Origin of the sequence: Flavobacterium sp. 2755, assembly GCF_031455715.1 — a bacterium.
Classification (GTDB): domain Bacteria; phylum Bacteroidota; class Bacteroidia; order Flavobacteriales; family Flavobacteriaceae; genus Flavobacterium.
The window spans coordinates 685,025-707,703 of record NZ_JAVDTG010000001.1 but is presented as its reverse complement, the minus strand read 5'-3'; the positions used below and the strand labels follow the sequence as shown (position 1 = coordinate 707,703).

The window sequence follows — 22,679 nt, the reverse complement described above, 5'->3', positions numbered from 1 at the left end:
ATCAACACAAGTTATTTATAAAGCAAAAACTTAAATTTTCTTATATAACTTATATGGTTCAAAAAAAACAAATCTTATGAAAAAATCTTTTTTAGTAGCTGTTTCTATTGTTTTATTAGCTTGCCAGCAGCAATCTGGTGATGATTTGAAAACGCTTTATTCGCTTCCGAAAAAATTAAAAGAAGTTTCGGGAATTACCTATTTTCCGGAAACAAACATAATTTATACACTGGAAGACAGCGGAAATAAAAATGCTATTTATGCCATTAATTCCAAAGGAAAATTAGAAAAGACAATTACAATTTCAAATGCCGAAAATGTAGATTGGGAAGATATTACCAAAGATAAAACAGGAAATATTTACATTGGCGATTTTGGAAACAACGATAACGAACGTAGAGATTTGTGCATTTATAAAGTGGCCAAAAATCAGTTGAATAAAGAGGTGGCTTCCGCCGAATATAAAATCTCATTCTCGTATCCGGAACAAACCGAATTTCCGCCTAAGAAAAAAGAAATGTTTTATGATGTTGAAGGTTTCTTTGAGCACAACGGTTATTTTTATCTTTTCACCAAAAACAGAAGCAAAGGTTTTGACGGAACTGCTTTTATCTACAAAATCAAAAATGCAAAAGGAACTCAAAAAGCAGTTAAAATAGGAGAGTTTAAAACGTGTAGTAATTACAATCACTGTGTTTTAACAAGCGCAACGATAAGTCCCGACGGAAAAAAAGTGGTTTTATTAAGCCACGATAAAATAGTTTTGTTTAAAGGTTTCAAAGGAGATTTATTCCACAAAGGAACCCAAACTGAAATAAGTCTAAACCACTTCTCCCAAAAAGAAGCAATAGTTTTTAAAGACAACAACACCTTACTCGTAGCCGACGAAAAAACAAACAAAATAGGAGGGAACGTCTACGAGTTTAAACTCTAAGTTGCTAAGGTTATGAGTTGCTAAGATTCTAAGAAAAAAAAGTTTGCCACGAATTACACAAATTTCCACGAATTATATTTAAATAAAAATTAGTGAGAATTAGTGTGATTCGTGGCAAAAACCTTTGAACCTTTGTTACTTTGCACCTCTGAACCTAGAAACTGTAAGCCGCTCCAAAAATAACCCTCCCAACTTCATCAGGAGATTTGAAATAAGAAATTCTGGCTGTTAAAACATTGATTGCATTCAGCCAAAAACCGCCGCCGTAATCCTGATGCCATTTTCTGGAATCTTCGCCGTCAAGCCAAACTCTTCCGTAATCAAAACCAGCTAAAATTCCGTATGTAAAAGGAGCAATCGTTTTACGGATTTTCCCCAGACTCAAACGCAAATCAGAACTTTGAGAGAAATAAGAGTTTCCTAAAAAGCGCTCATTTCTAAAACCTCTTAAATCGGTATCACCGCCTAAAGCAGCTCCCTGATAAAACTCGTAGTTATTATTAAAAATGGCTTTCCCTTTTACGTAAGTTGCTAAAACCAGTTTTCCGTTATGATCTAATTTATGGGTAAAACCTAAAAAGCTTTCCAGCGTTGGAAAATTTTTCTTCGTGTCATCTAAATCAGTAGTCCAGGTTGCCGCAATCATGAAAGCCATTCCTAACGTAGGTTTCGCAGCAAAATCTGAGTTTTTGAAAAGATATTTTACTTTTAAACTTCCGTAATTCTGACTGTTAAATACATCAGGATTTACAATATTCGGGATGTCGATAAATCTGTCTTCCGTTTCTTCAACCGTCATTCTCTGGAAAATAGGCTGAATACTGAACTCACTTCCATATCTTCCAACATGTCGAATCGCAGTCGAAGCATTAAATTTTCGGATTCGGACACGGTTATAATCCATTCCTAAATCATCATTATATTGAGATTCATTTCCGTAACCAAAATAGTTCATCGCAAAATTTGGTGTGGTATAAAGTGATTCAACATCAATAACCCATTTTCCTAATAACCCAGGGAAATGTGCCACATAATTAAACTCTAAACCTCCGGTTGCGAAATAATAAAAAGCATTTAAAACGTGTCTTTGTGTGTACGGATTCTGCTTAAAGTTATTTACTGTATAATTTAAGTTAACGCCTAATTTTACACCATCATCCGGGTTAAAACCAATATTTGGCAAGCCGGAAACAACATTGTATTTTGGTTTTTGAAAATTATATAAATTAACATCGTAGTCGTCGGTTAACTGTGTTTGGGTTTTAGAATCTAAATTATAAGTGTTCTCTTTTGATTTAAAATCGTAAACAATAACTTTTCTTCCGTTTTCAATATTGTAAGTATCATTGTTTTGACCGCCAATTAAACGAACTTTAATTCTCGATTTTTGATCGCCTTTCACTTCAAAAATATCATTATCATCTAAGCCATAGATCCATAAATTTTTGGTTTTAGCATCATTTACTGTTTTGGTATAAACTAATTCATCGCCTTCTTTTTTTACTCTGAAAACCTGAATTTCAATACTTTTTCTGGCATTATGATTTAAAACAAACTTGTCTTTTTTATCTGTTCCGGCAATCATAACCGTTTTACTCAAAACATCAGAATATTTTATGGCATATTCCTGAAGCTCTTTCTTTCTGTTTTTTAATTTTCGGATAATTTCGTCAACTGTTCCGTCCTGAACCTCTTTTGGCATCGCTTTAAAAGCATTTTCAATATCGCTGTCAGATAAATTATCCTGAATAAATTTAGCCTGTTCAATCCAGTCTTTTTCTTCAGCCGTTTTTAGGAAAGCCAAATCCATAGGATAAGGTTCCCTGCTCAGCCATTTTACATTGCCAATTTTATCTTTAAAAGTACGCATGTGGCGCAATGCAGGAATGTTCATTAAAATAGAAAGCAGTGCACCGTCATATTTTGCAAAAGCCTGATCTCTGTCTCTTGGAATTGGTCTGTAAATAACTTTACCATCTTTTTTAAACTCAGCCCAGCGCCATTGATCAGCGTGACGGTCCCAATCGCCAATCAACATATCAAACAAACGTGCTTTAATATATTCTTTTTCGTCAACCGAATATTTTTCGTCCTTATGAAGATTCATCATCATATCATCTGTACTGATAATGTTACTCGGATTTCCAAAGTTTTTAGCATCTAAATGATTATCAGCAGGTCTTTCTTCAATCATATACAATTGATCTCCATAACCGGCATTAAATTCGCCTAAACCTTTTTGTTTTGGGATATAATATAAAATCGGATTGGTATGCAAAAGACCAATTTTGTCTGACATACTGCCAGTTACAAATGGAGCATATGGATGCGAAGTGGTATAAAAATCAAATAAAAAACTTTCGGTATAAGTATCTTCAAAATCATTCACAATGTATTGATCTTTAAAAGCTACAGATTGTAAAAATACCGAGGCACTTTTTTTCATGCCACGCATTACATATTCACGTTCTTTTGGATCAGACATTCTTAAAGAAACAGATTGATGCCCGCCGCCTTCGCGAATAGGTTTTAAACCGCCTTTTAAAGTATCTAAAGTGGCTACTTTTACATCAATTGGCATGCTGTAATACTTTCTGTAATGCTTGCCGAATAAAAACCTGTGAAACATACTTTTATCTGTCATTTTTGTGGAATAGATAGAAGTTGTAATTCTTGGAGGAAAATTATTCGAAATGTCTGATGCCCAGTTAATTTCTTTTGCTTTTATAATTTCTTTTTCAAAAAGCAGTTTCTCTTTGTTATTTTCATTTCCGTAAAAAGAAACTTTGGCGTCGCCGCTTTTATATAAAGTTAAAGCTGCATAACCGTTGCCGCCATATGAAAAATCAAATGGATTTATGGCTCTTGCCGCTTCCGATTTTGAGCCTGCGCCGCTGATAATCTGCTGAATATTTTCTTTGCTGATGTATTGCAGGTTATGATCATGTCCGGAAACTACAATTACATTTCGCTGCTTTTGCAAAAGCGTTTTTATTCGTTTTGCATAAATGGTATATTGTTTATTTTGAAGGTCCTGCGGACTTACTCCAGATGTTTTTCTCAATAAATTAATGAAAGATCCAATTACCGGAAGCGGGATTTTTTTCTCTAACGGAAATAATTGTTTTTCCCAAGAATATTGACCTCCGTGACTCCCATTAGTTAATAAAGGATGGTGAATTGCTAAAACAACCGTTTTTTCCTGATTTTTGTTTAAGATGCTTTCTAGTTCCTTAAAAAAATCTTCTCTCGTTTTGATGTCGCAATTATCGTTTATTGTTGGGTGATTATCCCAATCTTCCAGAAACCATTCGCTGTCAATAGTTACTAACGTCGTTATGCTATCAATTTTTACATCTTCAATAGGGCAGGATTTTCTTGGCAGAAAAGCTTTTTTATCATTTAAATTTTTAGTTACAAAATCAGCCTGTAATTCTAAACCTTTTATACTGCTGTACCAATCATGGTTTCCGGGAATAAAAATTGTTTTTCCTTTAAATCCTTTAGCTAATTTTAACTGGTTCGTCAATTTCGTTTCTGCCAAAGCTTTATTATCAGCATTGTCAGTAGGAAAACCTTTAGGATAAATATTGTCTCCTAAAAAAAGTAAAGTCGATTTTTTACTCGCTTTTTTAAGCTTGTGATGTAAAAGTTCAAGTGTTTGCTGTGCCTGCTCTTCATCGGCATTTCCGGCATCTCCAACTAGATAAAAAGTGTGGGCAATTTTTATAGTATCTGTTGCGTTTTCTGTTTCGTTAGCACTAACATCTTTTCCGTACTGCGCCTTATGTGTGGCACAAGAATAAATAAATGTTAAAGTTATAATTGCTAATGAAAATTTTTTAACCTTAGCAATAAAATGAATATCCAAAAACAATTTCATAATTTAGTGGTATAAAAATATTCTTTTATGAATCTAATAGAACAATCCGAGGATTTCGTCGGTAATTTACTCAAAGATAAACTTTCTAATTTATATTCTTACCATAATTTTAACCATACTTTCACAGTAGTTACAGCGGTAAAAGAGCTTTGCAAAAAGGAAGATGTAGAAAGTGATGATAAAGAGGCACTTTTAGTTGCAGCCTGGTTTCATGATACAGGATATATTCAAGGTTACGAAGATCATGAAGCGAAGAGCGTAAAGATTGCAGTTGATTTTTTAAAGGAAAAAGGAAAATCTGAAAAGTTTATCGAATTGGTTTCCAGTTTGATTTTGGCTACAGCCAAAGATTACCATCCAAAAACACATTTGGAAAAAATAATTAAAGATGCTGATTATGCCCATTTAATGGGAACTGAATATGTTACAACCTGCGAATTATTGCGTTTAGAATTGAAAAATACAGGAATTGTAAATTTTTCGAATGCGGAATGGACAAAGGAAAACTTAAACTTTTTACTGAATAAACACAGGTTCTACACGGATTATGCTTTAAGAAAATGGCAGCCTTTAAAAGAAAAGAACCTTATTTTGATTCAGAAAAAAATAAATAAACAGGAATTGAAAGCGGCAGAAGAACTTGAAAAAGAAACCAAAAAAAGCGAAAAAGTAGAAAAACCAGATCGCGGTGTTGATACCTTATTTCGCGTTACGCTTGGAAATCATACCCGTTTAAGCGGAATTGCTGATAGTAAAGCCAATATTTTATTATCTGTAAATGCGATTATTATTTCGATTGCACTTTCATCTATTATTCCAAAACTAGACAGTCCGAAAAATGCACATTTAGTTATCCCGACTTTTATTATGCTGATGTCGAGTGTAATCACGATTATTTTTGCGATTCTTTCTACAAGGCCAAAAGTAACTTCGGGTGTTTTTACAAGAGAAGATATTGAGAATAAAAAGATTAATTTATTGTTTTTTGGAAATTTCTACAAAATGCCTTTAGAAGAATACGACTGGGCGATGAACGAAATGATGAAAGACCGAGATTATCTTTATTCGAACATGATCAAAGATTTATATTATCTGGGATTGGTTTTACAGCGAAAATATAACTTGCTTCGTATTGCGTACAATCTGTTTATGTTTGGAATTATTGTTACTGTAATTGCGTTTGTAATCGCTTTTAAATCGATTTAAATTTTAAAATCTATAAAAATTAGACGCGGATAAAAACAGATTTTTTTCTGTATTTATCCGCGTTAAATATTTATCCGTGTAATCTGCGTCTTCGCGAAGCGAATCCGTTTCATCCGCGTTCTATTTCTATAAAATTTGACTATAAGAAAAAGCTCAACTTTTAGTTAAGCTCATCTAATAAATCTTGATAAGTAATTTTCTTTATTTTTGAATTATTTACGTTATTAATCACTTTTACACGAATCGCTTTTAAACCAGAAACCCCCTGAAGATCTTCAACTTCAAATTGTTCTATAGACGGTTCTAAAATTTTCTTGTGCTGCAAATATTTGATATATTTTAAATATTCTGCTTCTTCACTGTTTTGAGAATATACAATTGTAATTTTCTCTTTTTCGGTAATTCTTTCGTTTGTTCCTTTAATGTTCGATTTGTCGATACGTTTTTTAACCACTTCATATCTTGCATTATAAGTTCCGTCAACGTCAAAGCGTTTTTCATCCATTCTAAAACGAATAGAAAGCGGCGAACTGAAAACCAAAATAAGCGAAGTAACATCTAATTCATACGGAAGCGATTCCTTAAGCTGATGATGCTCTAATTCCATTTCGCATAAAGTCTGCAGCTGCCACAAACGTAAATTGTGCAGGTACATAATATCAAACGGTTTTGTTGGCGAAATCGATGCCCCAATATATAAATTATGCTCAACACCATCCGTTTTAAAACGTTCGTAATAATGCGGATAAATTTGCTGTGCTTCAACTTGTTTTTTATCTAATACAGAAGCCAGTCTTTTATTGATAATCGACATAGCATTGTCAAACTTCTTTCTTTCCTGATAAAACATTCCCGTTTTTTCGTCCAGACTTTCAAAGTACAATTCTTCTAACTGTTTATTTTTAGCATTGTCTTTGGTATTTTTCAGTATCGGATGAATTTCGTCTTCAATATAACGCTGAATATGCTGTTCCATATCTGCTTTTAGCGGAAAATCCAATTCAGTTCGAAGAGATTCCAATTCGAATTTTCTTTGTTCTAAAAGTACAAGATTTGAATTCGGTTTCTGATTATCGAAAATTTCCAAAAGGGCAGTAAGCTGATTTTTTAAGTCGATTTTAACCGTTTCATTTCTATGTTCAGATGAACCTTTAATATCAATTTGTCCGTATAACGGAAATACATTTTTAAATACAATTTCCTTAAAAATATAATCTTTTGTGTGATTTATATTTTGGAAATAGTTTTGAGATTCTTTTCTGAATTTCCAATAAACGCTTGGGTGAATCGTAGTATATTCACGCTGAATAATCGCTTCAACCTGATGCTGCATGTCCGTATTATAGCGATCAATAGTATCGGTTAAATATGGTAAAACCAATTCTAGTTTTGTTGCATTTACGCTGTTTAATTCGCGGATGTTTCCAGAAACCAATTCGACAACGCCCAGTAAATGGTCATCTTTTATAACCGGTGCAAAAACACAGCTTTGAATTCCCTGACTTAATAAATGCTCGCCAAGTTTAGGGTTTGAAGATTCTTCGATAAATTTTTGCACATTTGAAATTACAAACGGCTCTTTTTTATCTAAAAGATTTTCAAACGAACATCCAAAAAAAGCATTTTTACAATCTACTTCCTGAGTTGATGAAAGTAAAAAACTCTGCATTTGGTTGTCAAACTTTATAGGTCGTATAAATTTTTCTTCTTCAGGATTATAGATAATAAACCCGACTTTTAAACTCGGAATTTTAAAAATAGACCTGAAGATATTTTCTATAATTTCTGTAGAAGCAACTCTTGAAGTTTCTGGTTTTAAAAGATTACTTTTTAAATTAGAGATCGCACTTTCTGTAGTCGCATCAAATAAAGAAACAATTCCGAAACCTTTTAAAATCCAGCTTCTTGGCGGAAATTTAGATTTCCATAAATCAATATCATTATAATTATCAATCAAAATATCAATATCGTCCTGCGTAAGCTGCGGTGCATTTTCTGTAGGTGTGATTTCCATGAAATCGGCATTGTACAGAATACGATAATGTTTTTCTACACCTTCTTCATCTGGAATATCATAGAAAAAAGGTTTATTAAAATCTATATTTTGACGATAATAAGCGCTTAAAATTAAACAGCAGTTATTGATATAGAATTGGTGATCATCAAAATCACGAATTTCCATGTAAAATTCATCACCGGCATTACGTAAAATTTTCTTGAAACGCTCTGTATAATTAAATGATATATTTTGAAAAGGTATTGTTATGGCTTTTATTTCATTGTTTGTTAAAGCCGTAGGGAATAAGTCAGCAGCAATGTTTTTAATTAAAGCTTCATTATCCTTAATAGTACTGTAATCGCGAATTCCTGTTCTGAATTCCGGATACGCTTCAATTTCTTTTAAAATCGCTTTGGCGTAGTTAGATCGGTAATCGACATTAGATAAAGCAATCTGCTCAAAAGATTCAATCAGTTTATGAAATGAGATTATCGTTTCGAAAGGACTTTCGGTTGGTAAAAGACGATCCATCTGTTTTTTTGTTTTTAGAAATACAAAATTAAGCATAAATTAAGAATTCGAGGCATTTTACGATTTGTTTCCTTTATAGTTACATAGACATAAACCCTTTTAAAATGGCACTTTCAGAAGTGAATAATTATTTTAACAAAAAATTAACTTTAATAATAACGGAACGATCGTTCCGTCATTATATCTTTGTACCATAATAATTGAATAATCAATAACTTAAATAACAAATAAAATGAAAAATTTAGAAAACAAAGTAGCTATTGTAACAGGTGGAAATAGTGGAATTGGATACGCAGCAGCAGCTGATTTAGTATCAAAAGGTGCAAAAGTAATTGTAACAGGAAGAAACAAAGAAGCTTTGGCAAAAGCCGAAACAGAATTAAACGTTACCGGAATCGTTGCAGATCAATCTGATTTAAAATCTATTGACAGTTTAGTAGAACAAGTAAAAGCACAATTCGGAAAAGTTGATATTCTATTTTTAAATGCCGGAATTGCAGCTTTCGCTCCGGTAGATTCAGCTTCAGAAGATCATTATGACAGTATTATGAATGTGAATGTAAAAGGAGTTTATTTTACAGTTCAAAAAGTATTGCCAATTTTAAACGATGGCGGCTCTATTATTTTTAATACTTCTGTAAATGCTCAATTAGGAATGCCGGGTTCAAGCGTATATGGAGCAAGTAAAGCAGCGGTTTTATCATTAAACAGAATATTTGCTGCAGAATTAGCGCCAAGAAAAATTAGAGTAAATGCAGTTTCTCCTGGTCCAATCGAAACACCTTTGTATGGTAAAGTTGGTTTAGAAAAAGAAGAAGTTGAAGGTTTAGGAGCTGCTTTAGGAAACAAAATTTTATTAAAACGTTTTGGGCAAGCTGCTGAAGTTGCAAAAACAATTAGTTTCCTTGCTTCTGATGATTCTTCATTCATTACAGGAACCGAAATTGTGGTTGACGGCGGACTTACTGTAAACACAGTATTATAATTTTTTTGACTTATTCAGGAACGATTGTTCCGTTTAATTCTTATATTTGTAAAAAAAAATAATTTTGATGTCATGGCTAGAACGAAGGAATTTAATGAAGATCAGGCTTTAGATAAAGCAATTGAAATTTTTTGGCACAAAGGTTACAACGGAACATCTGCCCAGGATTTGGTAACACATTTAGGTTTAAGCCGCTCTAGTTTGTATGATACTTTTGGCGACAAGCAAAAATTGTTTTCAAAGTCTTTGCAGCGCTATCAGCAGCAGAATCAAGATGCTGTAAAAGAGCTTTTGGATAAATCTGAAAATGTCAAAGAAACATTGCATGCTATTTTTAAACAAGCAGTTATAGAAAGCCTCGAAGACAGAATTACAAAAGGCTGTTTTATGGTAAATTCTTCTGTAGAGCTAGCTATGCACGATGAAGAAATTGCTAAGATTGTAAAAAACAACAGCCAGACAATGGAAGAAGTTTTTACAAATGCCGTAAAAAAAGGGCAGGAAGCAGGACATATTTCCAAACAGTTAGATGCGAAAACTTTAGCCCGATTCATCTTTAATAATTATTCCGGAATTAGGGTTTTGGCCCGCGCCGGAGAAAGAGATAAACAAGTTTATGATGATATTGTAAAAGCAGTTTTTTCTCTTTTATAAAATCTAAATTGAGGCAATAAAAAAATGGCAATTACATTTTGTAACTGCCATTTTTTGTTTTAAGTAAGTAATAGAAAATGAAAACTTCTTAGCTTTTTTCTTCTTTGTTGAAATACACTAAGTAGTAATACATTTGTTTTTCTTCATCCCAGCCTTTTTCAACAAATTTTTCTGCACTTTCAGGGTTGATAAAATCCATTTTAATCTGAATGTGAGTATCCAGATTAATTACGTTTTTAATCGATTTTCTGGCGTCAGAAACTGCTGCGTTAGCAATTGGGAATGAGGTTACATCTTCGATGCTATATTTTTCTCCTTTATCAACTTTATAGTTTTTGAATTCAGGAATTAAGTCTGGATTGTCTAATACTTCATTCAGGAAGTTTTGCTCTTCAAACTGATCATTTTTAGCGAAATAATTCACAGATCGGTTCATAAACATTACTTCCTCTTTTTTATCTTCTGCTGGTAAAACCACATCTTTTGCGAAGTTTTGGCAGAATTTTAAATATTTTTTAGTGATGAAGTTTTCGTCTTCAAAAGCATCTACAGATAAAAAGTGCTCTAACCAGTAACGCGCGTCGTAACGGTTGCTGTCTACAGTTAGAATTTTGTATCCTTCTTCTTTTTTATAGTTAAAAATCAAACATCCTTTATCTAATTTGCTCAGGTTGATTCCCTGCTGCAAAATCATTTCAAGGTTGCTGTTTTTTTCTTCAAATTGTAAAAAGTCTGCTTGCAATTCGCTTTTAAAAATCCCAATTGCGTCAACTACATTATTATCAATACTTAAGTTTGTTAAGTACGTTACATAAACCTCTCCGTTTTTAATATGCGGATGATTGGACTGCTCAAATAAATGCGTCGTGATTTTTTTTGAAATCTCCTGTAAATTAGAAGGATTTGTAAAAATCTCCGTTGCATATTTAAACATGTCGTTGTAATCCAAGTCCACTTCGTGCGCAAACTGATAATAGTTTTCTTCTTTCTCTCTAAAAGGTTTAAAGAAGTACTCTTTTATCAAAGGCACAATTTCATCATTAAGATTAAATGGCTGCTCTGATAAAAAAATAGCTTCGTTACGACTTTTGTTCCCTACGCGGTGTATCGCAAGCGTCTCGATGTGGGTGTTGAATAAATTGATCATATTTTTTATTTAGGTACAGAGTGGCAGAGGTTCAAAGGCACAAAGGTTATTTTCTGTCTTTTATTTTTCTGATAAAAGAGCTTAACATTCGTTCTATTTCTCTGCTTTCTCCATTTATTTTATTGAATTGATACTCGGTTATATATTTTAAATTGAATGAAATTTCAAGCTGAGTCTGCATTTCAAATAGTGATGAAATTGAAATATTTAAGAATCTCAAATAATCATTATTTCCATCCCTTCCGTATCCCTCAGCAATATTACTCGGTATTGATATTGAACATCTTCTAATTTGTGAAGATAGTCCATAAATTTCTTCTTTAGGGAATGAATTTGTTAATTGGTAAATTTCGGTAACTAAGTTCATTGACTTCTGCCAAATCAAAAGATCTCTAAAAGTATTCATATTTTGTATTTAAAAATAAAACACAAAAATAAAAATATTCCTACAATAAAAAATCAAAGATTCTAAAGAAAAAACCTCTGAACCTTTGCCACTTTGAACCTTTGCACCTTAAAAGACTAATTCCAATTTTCCTCAAATCCGTAATCTTCAAAGCTGTCGTCGCCTTCGAACATATCAAGATCATCTTCGTCTAAATCGTCTTCAAATTCTCCGTAGATATCGTTGTGCATATCATCTGCTTCGAAGTTTTTTTCAAGCGCTTCGTCTGGCATTTCACCGTGAGAGAATAAAGTTTCAGGATATGTTGCTCCGACTGCTTCATCTTCAACAGCAGCCAATTCAACTAAGAAAGTCCACATGCTAATGAAATCATAAACGTAGATAATCTTTGTATTTTCTTTATCTAAAATACTAGATAACGGATAATCGTTCATGGTTCTTTGTTCACCCGGAACATCGCCAGTATCAAAAAGAGGAATTTCATCTTCCTGATTCCAAGTCTCGTCACAAGTATAAAATGAAGCAACTTCTGATCCGTCAAAACCAAAAGCGTTGAAGATCGCATTGTGTAAATCCTCAAGCGTATCGTCTTCAAGAATAGCAATGTCTCTAAAAATATCTTCTTCGGCGTCTAGAATTACTCTAAATTTATAAACCATAATCTTTGTTTTTATTGAGAGGTCAAAGGTAAAATATAAAAAACGAAATACGAATTGTGAATTACGATTTGTTGAAAAGATTTTTTCAGCTTTCTGATTATGTGGCGTCGATTGTCAGGCTGAGCGAAGTCGAAGCCCCGAATCCAATAGGAGCGCCCTTCGACTTCGCTCAGGGGTGACAAACGAGACTTAGAAAAAATCTTATCTCCCAGTCAATCTCTTTCTAATTTTATGATAATGTTTGTGGTAAGTACTATGACTAGGATAACTTCTGCTTGAAGTCATATTATTAAAAATCAACGCCGTTAAAAGTAAAATAAGTACACCACTTAAAACTGGAGAAAGCACATACATATATCCCAAAGCTTTTACTTTTTCTGTTCCAATAACAGCAATTAAAGCCGTTGCACCTCCTGGCGGATGAAGCGTTTTAGTAATCTGCATTAAAATTATGGCAATAGAAACGGCTAATGGAGCAGCTATATACATAATATCCGGAACCAGTTTGTGAACGGTTACGCCTACAAGAGCAGAGATTACATGTCCGCCAACCAGATTTCTAGGCTGCGAAAACGGACTCTGAATAATTCCGTAAACCAAAACACTCGAAGCCCCAAAAGAACCAATTAAGTAAACGGCATCGCTTCCCGAAAAATGAATTGATTGCACGTAAGCCAGAATTCCAATTCCAACAAACGATCCTAAAAACGACCAAAAATGTTCCTTATAATCAATTAAAGTTTCTTTATAAAGAATGTAACGTGTTTTGCGATAGCTTCTTTTAATTTTAGGAGTGGGCATAATAATATAATTTGTGGTATTTTTTGCCACAGATTTCGCAGATTAAAAGGATTAAAAATCTGTGTGAATCTGTGAAATCTGTGGCCTAAAAAAATATTTATTTCGTTAAGCTTGGGGCGTAACTATATACAGTATAAGGATAAAGTGTTTTTGCTGTGTATTTTGAAATTAAACAAACAACAAGAATCGGTAAAAACAACGTATAATCATTTGTTAATCCGCATACTAAAAATATTGCTGTAAATGGAGCATGAATACTCGCGCTCAAAACAGCCGCCATTCCGATAATCATAAAGTTAACCGGAATTACATTTACATGGAAAAAGCTGTTTAAAACAGAAGCCAATAATAATCCTAAGAAAGCCCCAATAAACAAACTTGGAGCAAAAACGCCGCCGTCGCCGCCGGAAGCTAATGTTATAGATGTTACGATTGGTTTCAGAATTAAAATTCCGATGAATGTTAAAGCTAATGTTATTGTTAATGGAATTTCTGCAGTATTTTCGAAAATACCTTTTATAGCATGATAACCTTCGCCATATAATTGAGGAAAAATAAATAATGAAATACTTAAAACTGCAGAGCCTATTATAATTTTATAATAATGAGTTCCGATTTTCCCAAATTGAGATTTAAAAAACAATACACATTTGGTTAAATAAACCGAGTTCATTCCGGCTAAAATTCCTAAAAGAATAAAATACGGAATCGCTTTTAAATGCCAGGTTTCAATAGAAACCGCAAACAAAGGTTCTTCTTTTAAAATAGAAAGCAAACCAAAAGCAATTGAAACCGCAATTACATTTGAAATGATAAAAGCTCGTGTCACTTTTCTGGAAATAACTTCAAGAGCAAATAAAATTCCCGCAATTGGACTGCTGAAAAGTGCTGTTACTCCGGCAGCAACTCCGGCGCAGATTAATTCTGTTTTGTATTGGCGGAAAACATTTTCTTTTTCATGTGCAACGGAACCAATTGTGGCTGTGGCAACTACGGTAGAAACTTCGATTCCGGTTGAACCTCCAAAAACTACAGTCAATAATCCGTTGATAAAGTGTGATGGAATTTTATAAGAGGGAAGATTTTTTGTGGTTTGTGTACTTTCAAAGACTTCTTTGATTCCTTTGTTTTCTTTTTTCTTAAAAAGATATTGCCTCAAAAAATAAATTACAGACAATCCGAAAACCGGGAAAATGATATAGAATAATGGATTTACCGAAACTTGATGAAAGAAGATTTCTTCGTAATACTCCGTAATTTTTTTAAGTGAAATTCCGAGAAAGGCAGAAAGGAAGCCAATTAAAATAGAAACAATAACTAATTTTCGGAACTTAATGAATTGATGATTTTTTTTGATTTGCGCCGTTTTGTTCATCAGAAGTGATTTTGTAGTCGCAGGATTTTATTTGCGATTTCACAAAATTAGGCAATCAAATCTGTTTTTTAATAATAATCACTCCTTATTATATGTTAAAATTATTAAAATAAGAAAATTCTTTCAGTGTGTTTTTCATTGCATAACGTTTTATTCGTTTATAACTTGGTTTCAACTATACCGGATACAGTACTTTCCAATATGTTATTTTGCTTATCCAAAGTCATAATAATATTTTGTGTACTAGACATGCGGAAATAATTGATTTTTTCGCTAATAAAAAATAAAGGTCTATTTAAACCATCTGTTGAAACTTCAAATAATTTTTCGCCCTTTTGGTTGTAGTAATATTCATCTGTGGTATTGCTCCATAAATTTTCTATTAGCTTAAAATGATATACTTCACGATGATAAATACCCTCAGATACTTCCCATATTTTGTTCCAATCTCCTTCAGGAGTAATAATATAATTTCCTTTATAGTCAATTACACAATCTTTAAAACGAATGTTCTGTATTTCTCCTACCGGATATGTAATAATGACGTTTCCATAACTATCGAAATCACTAGCTATTTGAGCATCGGTTAGTATTTTGATGCTTTCTAATTGTTCATTTACAATTTTAATAATAGTTGTTGTTTTTTGGAGACTATCTTTTATTTCTTCCTTCACGATACAATGGCCATTATAGAAAGTAGAAAGCGGTTCTAAATCAGTTTTTAATTTTTTTCCTTTAAGTGTAATAAAACCATATTCATGAATCTCTTTTTTATGATTGTAAAAGTGATAGGCAAAAATTTTACTTTTCTGTGATAAGCTTTTTATGTAGATAAACTCTTTTGGTACTTTGTAAGTATGAGAATCGTAAGTAAAAAAATATTTTTTAGTCTTGGTGTTTTTGACAATATAGTTGTTAGGGTCCCAATATCTTACAAGACTGTCTTTTGTTTTGAAAATTTCTTTACCGGAATAGTAATCTAATTTTACATAGGTTTTTATGCTTTTATTTCTTTTAGTGACAGTGAAAAATCTAAAACTATGGTCGTATTTAAAATCTGTTAAAACGTCTCCGTTCTTATTAATTTTTGCATATTTGCTGTCTCTGGAACCAGCAAAGCCCACGGCATCAGTCTGTTCATTAAGTTCAATAGTATAATCTAACTTATTTGAATTATCTTCATGATACCCAACTTTTATATATCGATCTTGAAAATAATAATAGTGAATGTCGCCTAGTTGTTTCATGATTTCTAAAATATAAATTTCACTTACATTGGCAGTTTTTCCTTTGGTTTTCCTTTTAATTTGATCTGCAGGCAGATTTTCTTCAACTCTGACCATTCCGTTATTAATGCTAAAAACTGATTTGAACGATCTGTTATATTGAACTCCTTTTTTGTTAGCAAAAGTCCATCCTTCTGGGGTAGATTTTAAAAATACCCCGTTTTTTATCGGTTCACCATCTATCATTTGGATTATTCTATTTTCCTGACTGCACAGAATTAGAGGAAAAAAAATTAAAATAAATAAGTAAAATAATCTCATATCTATGTTTTAGAATTTCTTTTCTTTAATAGAGTGTTTTTTTAGTATAAAGGTTGGGGACGATTTGTAAAATCTGTAGACAAATAAAATTTGAATAAAAAAAGCTTTAGCCAAATTACTGTATTTTTGGGCTAAAGCCTTTCAAGTTTTGCTTTTTTAATCATCCAGCTAAAGCTGGAAGCAATTGAAATATTTTTTTACATACGTAATGATATAAAATGAGAAAAAAAACTTCGCGCCTTAGTGCCTTCGCGGCAAAAACTTATCTCTCATAAAACTCTATCGGCAGTAAATCAGGATCTGCGATAAAAGTAAAACGTTTTTCTGTCGTTTCATCAATTCTGATAGGCTCAGATTCTATGTTTTTTGAAGTCAAAAAAGCAACAGTTTCATTGAGATTAATTACTTCAAATGCTAAATGACGTAATCCAACCGCTTCTGGTCTTGAAGGTCTTTTTGGCGGATCTGGGAATGAAAACAATTCAATTACATAAATTCCATTTAAAGCCAAATCTAATTTATACGACTGGCGTTCTTCTCTGTAAATTTCTCTGATAACTGTTAAACCTAAAATTTCGGTATAAAAAGTTTTAGATTTTTGAAAATCAGAGCATAAAATGGCAATATGGTGAACTTTATTTAGGGTAAGCATTATTTTTTTGATTCAGGTTCTTGATTTAATTTTCGGATTACTTTTGCCGGATTTCCAACGGCTAATGAATTATCAGGAATATCTTTTGTAACAACAGATCCGGCGCCAATAACACAGCCTTTTCCAATTGTCACACCCGGACAAATAACTGAATTTCCACCAATCCAGCAATCGTCGCCAATTGTAACCGGATAAGCATTTTCTAATGATTTTCGTAATTCAGCGTCAAGAGGATGTGATGCGGTATAAATTTGAACATTTGGCGCAATAAATACATTCGAACCAATATTTACAGGCGCACAATCCAGAACAACGCAATTCACATTAAAATAAACGTTTTCGCCACAAAAAATATTATAACCGTAATCACAATGAAAAGGTGGTTCGATGTAAAAACCGGCTCCAGTATTGGGAATCAGTTCTTTTAAAATTTCTTTTGCTTTTTTGGTAACTCTATATTCTTTTACATTTAAACTGTGTAAAAGATTTTTTGCAGTTCGGCGGCCTTTTACTAATTCAAGGTCAAAAGCGTTATAGTATTCACCCGAAATCATTTTTTCTTTTTCTGTCTTCATTATAAGGTATTACATTTTCGTCTTAGCGATTTTCTCATGAATTTTTACAGTTTCCTGCAAAGCTGCGGTGCAGTACCAAGGCGTTAATTCGGCTTCGAGTAAATTGGCTTTTATGGCAGGATCTGTTGCTACAAGCGCTTTTGCTTCGTCGACAGTTTCTACGTTAAAAATATAAATACCTCTATAATTTCTGTCGTTTTTCATAAAAGGCCCTGCCACAACGAGTTTTCCTTCTTTTGCCAGTTTATTGATGTTTGCCATATGTCCTTCAAACAATTTTTTGGTTTCTTCTTTTGAAGCCGTTGTATTAGTTCCCGATTTTAAAAGACAGAAAACATATTTCTTCATTCCGTATTCATCTGCATTTAGAGATTTTGCCAGATTTTCATCGAATTTAACTTCAGTTTCTTGTGAAAAACCAAAGTTGCAAAGTAAAAGAAGCAGGATTAAAATTGAATTTTTCATTTTTAAGAATATTTCTTGTTATTTGTCCAGCATTTTGTTTTTTGTGAATTCCAGATTTTTTATCGAACTAATAGGTGCAATTTTTATAGTTGGATTTCCTTGTGTTGTATAAAAGTAATAAGCAGTATTAGAACCAATTATATAAATATTTTCAGATTTTTCATCACTATAATTTAATGTGTAGTTATAGTTTAATGTGTTGTTTTTTATTTTATTAGAGATTGATATACCATCTGCTAGCCCATATCCTAAAAAAACAGAAATTAAAAAAGTACTTAAAGATTGTATTGCAATTATATTATAATATTCTAGTTTTTCATTTTCGGGTAATTTCTCGAATTCAGGACCGGTTTTTACACCAGTAATTTTAGGCAGCCAATTTTTACCTTTCTTATTTAATAACAATTTTGGCACATTATAATAAAAAATAAATAATGCTAATACAGTTACAAAAAACACTGGATGTGACATCGTTGCTGCTAACGGACTTATCAAAATATCCATAATAGACGAATATCTGATAATGTTTATACCAAGCAGATAGTAAAAAATGCTATCCTTTGTTATTCCTAAAAGGATAAGAAAAAGATATCCTAAAGGAAGTAAGTTCTGTATTTTATCAATATTTTTAATCATACTACTAAAGCAGCTTTTTCAAAATAACAATTTGTCCCAAATGATAAACGTCATGCTGGATGATTCCGTGAATATCTTCATAAAAATTATGATTATTATTTTGATCTATTTTCTCAAAATCCGCATCATTAAAATTACTCAAACAATCATTCCACATTTCCTGAGATTTTGCCAGACTCTGCAATGATTGTTCCCAGGCCGGCTCTGATGAATCTAAAATGGGTACAAAATAATTATGATCGGGAGTTGTGATTATTTCACCCTGAACACGTTTTAATATGTTTCTTCTCCATTGTATTAGGTGATTGACAATTTCCCAAATCGTGTTTAAATTAGGGTTGATTTTTTTATAAGCCTGAGCCGCAGTTACATCTTTTAAAGTATCTGCTAAGGTAACTTCAAGCCACGGATTTCCATTATAAATGGATTGGTACAAGTTCGAAACTCTTTTACTTTCTGACATGATTAACGATGTTTTTCAATTTCTAGCTAAGATACAAATTAGTATTTTACAACTCATCCTTAAAATTCTACAATTGGGTTATTATATATTTTTTAACAGGAAATGTTAAAATACATTTGCCTCATCAAAAACCAATATCATGAAAACCAGAATTACTTTTATTTTATTATTACTAAGCACTTTTACTTTTGCACAAAATGTTATCTCAGGAAAAGTTTTGGACCAAAAAGGAAAACCAGTTGCCGGAGCGAATATTTATATAGACGGAACTTACGATGGAGCAACAAGTTCTGAAACTGGAGATTTCTCTTTTGAAACTTCTGCAACAGGAAATCAGTTTTTAGTAGTAAGCTTTTTACTTTTCGAAACTTTCAAAAAAGAAATTGATGTTACCAACTTTAAAGATCAAACGGTAAAACTAAGAGAAAATGTAAATGCTCTTGATGCCGTTGTCATTACAGCCGGAACTTTAGAATCTGGAGATAAAGCAAGAGTTTCGGTTTTAAAACCTTTAGATATTGTAACAACTGCAGGTTCTGCCGGAAATATTGTTGCCGCTTTGCAGACTTTGCCTGGAACGCAAAGTGTGGGCGAAGACGGACGTTTATTTGTACGTGGTGGAGAAGCCAGTGAAACACAGACTTTTGTTGACGGAATTCGCGTGGCACAACCGTACGGAGCAACAACTAATAATTTACCAACAAGAAGCCGTTTTTCTCCTTTTTTATTCAGCGGAATTGCTTTTTCTACCGGAGGTTACTCGGCAGAATATGGTGAAGCTTTATCAAGTGTTTTACTTTTAAATACGCAGGATGAACCAGATCATAATAAAACAGATATTGGTTTAATGACGGTTGGTTTGAGTTTAGGAAATACTCAAAAATGGACAAAAAGTTCGTTAAGTGTCAATATGGCTTATATTAATTTAGCGCCTTATCAGGCTGTAATTCCACAAAATGTTGACTGGAATAATCCGTATCAATCTCTTGGAGGAGAAACGGTTTACCGATACAATTTTACAAACGGAATCTTCAAATTATATGCGGCTTTTGATTCTGAAAAATTCGATTTGAATCAGAAAAATATCAACTTCGAGAATCCTATCAGAACAGATTTAAACAATAATAACTTCTATTTAAATTCTTCTTATAAAGGAACTTTTGGAACGGGATGGCAGTTAACTTCTGGAATTAGTTACGGTTACAGCAAAAACAAAACAAAATACGACATTAATGATATCAATACAGATGAAAATGCTGCACAGTTGAAATTAAAACTAGGAAAGAAAGTTTCGAACTATTTCAAATTGTCTTTTGGAACAGATTATTTCATTACCAAATTCAATGAAAATTTTGATGACAATGTTTCTATTGATGTTAAAAACGGATATGATTCTAACATTTTTGCAGCTTATACCGAAGCAGATATTTTATTCTCTAAAAAACTGGCAATGAAAGTTGGTTTGAGATATTCGAACAACAGTTTATTAAACGAAAATAATATTGCGCCAAGAGCTTCAATAGCATACAAAGTTTCAAAAAGCAGCCAGTTTTCATTTGCTTACGGAGATTTTTCTCAAACGCCTGTTGTAGATTATATTAAGTATTCAAAATACCATCAGTTTGAAAGCGAAAAAGCACAGCATTATATTTTAAATTATCAGTTTACACAGCCGGGACAAACTTTTAGAGCCGAAGCTTATTATAAAGATTACAGCAATTTAGTGCAATACGATACGAGAGATATTCAGTACAATTCGGTTTTCAATAATAACGGAAAAGGATATGCAAAAGGATTGGATTTATTTTGGAGAGACAGCAACTTGTATAAAAATTTAGAATATTGGATATCCTATTCTTATATCGATTCAGAAAGACAATACAAGAATTTTCCAACAATGGCAACGCCAAGTTTTATTGCAAATCATACCTTATCTGTTGTAACGAAATATTTCATTACGGACTGGAAATCACAAATTGGATTTACAAATAGTTACAGTTCAGGTCGTCCGTATAACGATCCAAATCAAACGCAATTCATGAACGGAAAAACAAAATCGTATAATAGTTTGAGTTTTAACTGGGCGTATTTATTGACAACACAAAAAATCCTTTATTTCTCAGTTTCAAACCTTTTAGGAACGCAGAATATCTTTGGATACGATTACGCAAAATTACCAGATCCAAACGGAGTGTATAATAGACAAGCAATTACACCAACCGCAGATAGATTTTTCTTCGTAGGTTTCTTCTGGACGATCAGCCAGAATAAGAGCGAGAATCAGTTGAAGAATCTTTAAAAAGATGCTAAGTTGCTAAGGTTCTGAGATGCTAAGATTTTAGAAACTAAGAAAAAAAACTTAGAACCTTAGTATCTCAGAATCTTAGAACCTCAAAAAAAAACAATTCAGCATCAAAAATCAACAACTCAGTATCATTTAATTTTAAGAAGGTAAAATCTGATATACTTTTGAAGTATAAATTAAAAGGTACAAAGAAACAAAGTGACAAAGGTTCAAAGTTTTTTAGAATGTCAATAATAAGAAAGTCAAACCTTTGTCCCTTTGTAACTCAGAACCTTTGAGCCTAGAAAAAAGAGTTTTAATCATCAACAAAAAAACTTAGAATCTCAGAACCTTAGAATCTTAGAAACTTTAAAAAAAAGAATCATGACCAAAATTATTACACTAATCACGTTATTTATCTGCAGCTTAATGTCTGCTCAAAATGTAAAATTAACTGTTGCTGTTTCAGGTATAAAAAACAATACTGGAATTGTAAAAGTAGGTTTGTATAACTCAGACGGTACGTTTCTTAAAACGACTTACAAAAGTCTTTCTTCTGAAATTAAAAACAATGAAGTTATCGTAACATTTGACAATCTTCCTTCGGGAGAATATGCAATTTCGACATATCACGATGAAAACAATAACGGTAAGCTTGATAGAAACGCGATGGGAATACCTTCTGAAGATTATGCAGCTTCAAACAATGCAAAAGGATTTATGGGGCCGCCTTCCTATAAAGATGCTAAATTTGTTATAGCAAAAGATTCAAAAATTGAAATTATATTATAAACAGTAACTAGCAAACAAATCAAAATAACCATTTAAATTACTTATAAAATGAAAAAAATCATCACGTTAATCGCATTATTTGTTGTAGTAATAAGTTCAGCTCAAACTCAATTTGAGCAAGGAATGACTAAAGCTTTCGCGCTTTGGAAAGAAGGCAAAACTACAGAAGCTTCGGCATTATTTGAAAGAATTGCTTCTGCTGATAAAACCAGTTATCTGCCAAATTATTATATTGCTTTGATGAATGCAACAGCGGTTTTTACTGAAAAAGATAAAACAAAAATCGATTTGTTATTGACAAAAGCACAAGACGCATTAGATGTTGAATTTATTAAAGATCAAAACAATGCTGAACTTTATGCTTTGCAAGCTTTAATTTATACAGGATATGTTGTGGCTGACCCAATGACAAACGGAATGAAATATTCGGCTAAAGTAATGGAAGCTTACGCAAAAGGAAAAGCGATTGACCCAAACAATCCAAGAATTGTTTTTGGAGAAGCTGATTACCAAATAGGCGGTGCAAAATGGACAGGAGTTGATACAAAACCACTTTGTGCTCAAGTTGATAAAGCTATAGAACTTTTTGCTACTTTTAAACCAGAAACTCCTTTTTCTCCTAAGTGGGGATTAGACAGAGCTTTGGAAACTCAAAAAAATTGTAAATAATTTTATAAAAAAATAA

20 protein-coding genes are annotated in these 22,679 nt (G+C 32.5%); 7 read left to right on the top strand and 13 right to left on the bottom strand.

Annotation, left to right across the window (positions count from 1 at the left end):
• Positions 1-76 precede the first annotated feature (76 nt).
• The gene (locus J2Y38_RS03000; RefSeq protein ID WP_309839427.1) at positions 77-934 is read left to right on the top strand and encodes a hypothetical protein; all 858 of its coding nucleotides are present in this window, start codon (positions 77-79) and stop codon (positions 932-934) included.
• A 154-nt stretch (positions 935-1,088) separates the two neighbouring features.
• Here the strand turns inward: J2Y38_RS03000 and J2Y38_RS02995 are convergent, their stop codons facing one another.
• Positions 1,089-4,817, bottom strand: a complete 3,729-nt coding sequence (locus J2Y38_RS02995; protein ID WP_309839425.1) for a metallophosphoesterase — start codon at positions 4,815-4,817, stop codon at positions 1,089-1,091.
• 27 nt (positions 4,818-4,844) lie between these two features.
• On the opposite strand from J2Y38_RS02995, the gene J2Y38_RS02990 reads away from it, so the two are divergent.
• Positions 4,845-6,023, top strand: a complete 1,179-nt coding sequence (locus J2Y38_RS02990; RefSeq protein ID WP_309839422.1) for a Pycsar system effector family protein — start codon at positions 4,845-4,847, stop codon at positions 6,021-6,023.
• A gap of 160 nt (positions 6,024-6,183) precedes the next feature.
• Here the strand turns inward: J2Y38_RS02990 and J2Y38_RS02985 are convergent, their stop codons facing one another.
• A complete protein-coding gene (locus J2Y38_RS02985) occupies positions 6,184-8,553 on the bottom strand; it encodes a GAF domain-containing protein (protein ID WP_309839420.1) in 2,370 nt (789 codons plus the stop codon).
• Positions 8,554-8,785: 232 nt separating this feature from the next.
• On the opposite strand from J2Y38_RS02985, the gene J2Y38_RS02980 reads away from it, so the two are divergent.
• Together J2Y38_RS02980 and J2Y38_RS02975 are read left to right on the top strand one after the other, a co-directional pair.
• Positions 8,786-9,538: an SDR family oxidoreductase gene (locus J2Y38_RS02980; RefSeq protein WP_309839418.1), complete on the top strand. Its 753-nt coding sequence runs from the start codon at positions 8,786-8,788 to the stop codon at positions 9,536-9,538.
• Positions 9,539-9,610: 72 nt separating this feature from the next.
• Positions 9,611-10,192, top strand: a complete 582-nt coding sequence (locus tag J2Y38_RS02975) for a TetR/AcrR family transcriptional regulator (protein WP_309839416.1) — start codon at positions 9,611-9,613, stop codon at positions 10,190-10,192.
• 88 nt (positions 10,193-10,280) lie between these two features.
• On the opposite strand, the gene J2Y38_RS02970 is transcribed toward J2Y38_RS02975, so the two are convergent.
• The 11 genes from J2Y38_RS02970 to J2Y38_RS02920 all read right to left on the bottom strand — a co-directional run bounded on the left by J2Y38_RS02970 (position 10,281) and on the right by J2Y38_RS02920 (position 18,918).
• Entirely contained in the window at positions 10,281-11,339 is a 1,059-nt protein-coding gene (locus J2Y38_RS02970; protein ID WP_291146980.1) for a nucleoid-associated protein, read from the bottom strand.
• Positions 11,340-11,385: 46 nt separating this feature from the next.
• Entirely contained in the window at positions 11,386-11,745 is a 360-nt protein-coding gene (locus J2Y38_RS02965) for a four helix bundle protein (protein WP_232679028.1), read from the bottom strand.
• 116 nt (positions 11,746-11,861) lie between these two features.
• Complete coding sequence (locus J2Y38_RS02960; protein WP_053473866.1) at positions 11,862-12,404, bottom strand: IS1096 element passenger TnpR family protein; 543 nt, start codon at positions 12,402-12,404, stop codon at positions 11,862-11,864.
• A gap of 201 nt (positions 12,405-12,605) precedes the next feature.
• A complete protein-coding gene (locus tag J2Y38_RS02955) occupies positions 12,606-13,205 on the bottom strand; it encodes an HPP family protein (RefSeq protein ID WP_291147012.1) in 600 nt (199 codons plus the stop codon).
• A gap of 97 nt (positions 13,206-13,302) precedes the next feature.
• On the bottom strand, positions 13,303-14,580 hold the full coding sequence (locus tag J2Y38_RS02950) for a chloride channel protein (protein WP_309839414.1): 1,278 nt from the start codon (positions 14,578-14,580) through the stop codon (positions 13,303-13,305).
• Positions 14,581-14,738: 158 nt separating this feature from the next.
• Entirely contained in the window at positions 14,739-16,127 is a 1,389-nt protein-coding gene (locus J2Y38_RS02945; RefSeq protein WP_309839412.1) for a hypothetical protein, read from the bottom strand.
• A 262-nt stretch (positions 16,128-16,389) separates the two neighbouring features.
• Positions 16,390-16,779: a VOC family protein gene (locus tag J2Y38_RS02940; RefSeq protein WP_309839410.1), complete on the bottom strand. Its 390-nt coding sequence runs from the start codon at positions 16,777-16,779 to the stop codon at positions 16,390-16,392.
• Positions 16,779-17,354 (bottom strand): sugar O-acetyltransferase, encoded by a 576-nt coding sequence (locus tag J2Y38_RS02935; protein ID WP_309839408.1) that lies wholly within the window; start codon positions 17,352-17,354, stop codon positions 16,779-16,781. The genes J2Y38_RS02940 and J2Y38_RS02935 overlap by 1 nt, the downstream gene beginning before the upstream one ends.
• A gap of 9 nt (positions 17,355-17,363) precedes the next feature.
• The gene (locus J2Y38_RS02930; RefSeq protein ID WP_309839406.1) at positions 17,364-17,819 is read right to left on the bottom strand and encodes a YciI family protein; all 456 of its coding nucleotides are present in this window, start codon (positions 17,817-17,819) and stop codon (positions 17,364-17,366) included.
• Between the two features lie 18 nt (positions 17,820-17,837).
• Positions 17,838-18,455: a hypothetical protein gene (locus J2Y38_RS02925; protein WP_309839404.1), complete on the bottom strand. Its 618-nt coding sequence runs from the start codon at positions 18,453-18,455 to the stop codon at positions 17,838-17,840.
• 4 nt (positions 18,456-18,459) lie between these two features.
• Entirely contained in the window at positions 18,460-18,918 is a 459-nt protein-coding gene (locus tag J2Y38_RS02920) for a DinB family protein (protein ID WP_053473872.1), read from the bottom strand.
• Positions 18,919-19,057: 139 nt separating this feature from the next.
• Here J2Y38_RS02920 and J2Y38_RS02915 point away from each other — a divergent pair, with 139 nt between their 5' ends.
• The 3 genes from J2Y38_RS02915 (at position 19,058) to J2Y38_RS02905 (ending at position 22,663) form a co-directional block, all read left to right on the top strand.
• The gene (locus J2Y38_RS02915; RefSeq protein WP_309839402.1) at positions 19,058-21,217 is read left to right on the top strand and encodes a TonB-dependent receptor; all 2,160 of its coding nucleotides are present in this window, start codon (positions 19,058-19,060) and stop codon (positions 21,215-21,217) included.
• Between the two features lie 369 nt (positions 21,218-21,586).
• On the top strand, positions 21,587-21,994 hold the full coding sequence (locus J2Y38_RS02910; protein WP_309839400.1) for a DUF2141 domain-containing protein: 408 nt from the start codon (positions 21,587-21,589) through the stop codon (positions 21,992-21,994).
• Positions 21,995-22,042: 48 nt separating this feature from the next.
• Positions 22,043-22,663, top strand: a complete 621-nt coding sequence (locus J2Y38_RS02905; RefSeq protein WP_180857992.1) for a hypothetical protein — start codon at positions 22,043-22,045, stop codon at positions 22,661-22,663.
• Positions 22,664-22,679 lie beyond the last annotated feature (16 nt).

Coding starts and splice junctions, on each gene's coding strand:
- J2Y38_RS03000 (WP_309839427.1), top strand. CDS start 77: ATGAAAAAATCTTTTTTAGTAGCTGTTTCTATTGTTTTATTAGCTTGC.
- J2Y38_RS02995 (WP_309839425.1), bottom strand. CDS start 4,817: ATGAAATTGTTTTTGGATATTCATTTTATTGCTAAGGTTAAAAAATTT.
- J2Y38_RS02990 (WP_309839422.1), top strand. CDS start 4,845: ATGAATCTAATAGAACAATCCGAGGATTTCGTCGGTAATTTACTCAAA.
- J2Y38_RS02985 (WP_309839420.1), bottom strand. CDS start 8,553: ATGGATCGTCTTTTACCAACCGAAAGTCCTTTCGAAACGATAATCTCA.
- J2Y38_RS02980 (WP_309839418.1), top strand. CDS start 8,786: ATGAAAAATTTAGAAAACAAAGTAGCTATTGTAACAGGTGGAAATAGT.
- J2Y38_RS02975 (WP_309839416.1), top strand. CDS start 9,611: ATGGCTAGAACGAAGGAATTTAATGAAGATCAGGCTTTAGATAAAGCA.
- J2Y38_RS02970 (WP_291146980.1), bottom strand. CDS start 11,339: ATGATCAATTTATTCAACACCCACATCGAGACGCTTGCGATACACCGC.
- J2Y38_RS02965 (WP_232679028.1), bottom strand. CDS start 11,745: ATGAATACTTTTAGAGATCTTTTGATTTGGCAGAAGTCAATGAACTTA.
- J2Y38_RS02960 (WP_053473866.1), bottom strand. CDS start 12,404: ATGGTTTATAAATTTAGAGTAATTCTAGACGCCGAAGAAGATATTTTT.
- J2Y38_RS02955 (WP_291147012.1), bottom strand. CDS start 13,205: ATGCCCACTCCTAAAATTAAAAGAAGCTATCGCAAAACACGTTACATT.
- J2Y38_RS02950 (WP_309839414.1), bottom strand. CDS start 14,580: ATGAACAAAACGGCGCAAATCAAAAAAAATCATCAATTCATTAAGTTC.
- J2Y38_RS02945 (WP_309839412.1), bottom strand. CDS start 16,127: ATGAGATTATTTTACTTATTTATTTTAATTTTTTTTCCTCTAATTCTG.
- J2Y38_RS02940 (WP_309839410.1), bottom strand. CDS start 16,779: ATGCTTACCCTAAATAAAGTTCACCATATTGCCATTTTATGCTCTGAT.
- J2Y38_RS02935 (WP_309839408.1), bottom strand. CDS start 17,354: ATGAAGACAGAAAAAGAAAAAATGATTTCGGGTGAATACTATAACGCT.
- J2Y38_RS02930 (WP_309839406.1), bottom strand. CDS start 17,819: ATGAAAAATTCAATTTTAATCCTGCTTCTTTTACTTTGCAACTTTGGT.
- J2Y38_RS02925 (WP_309839404.1), bottom strand. CDS start 18,455: ATGATTAAAAATATTGATAAAATACAGAACTTACTTCCTTTAGGATAT.
- J2Y38_RS02920 (WP_053473872.1), bottom strand. CDS start 18,918: ATGTCAGAAAGTAAAAGAGTTTCGAACTTGTACCAATCCATTTATAAT.
- J2Y38_RS02915 (WP_309839402.1), top strand. CDS start 19,058: ATGAAAACCAGAATTACTTTTATTTTATTATTACTAAGCACTTTTACT.
- J2Y38_RS02910 (WP_309839400.1), top strand. CDS start 21,587: ATGACCAAAATTATTACACTAATCACGTTATTTATCTGCAGCTTAATG.
- J2Y38_RS02905 (WP_180857992.1), top strand. CDS start 22,043: ATGAAAAAAATCATCACGTTAATCGCATTATTTGTTGTAGTAATAAGT.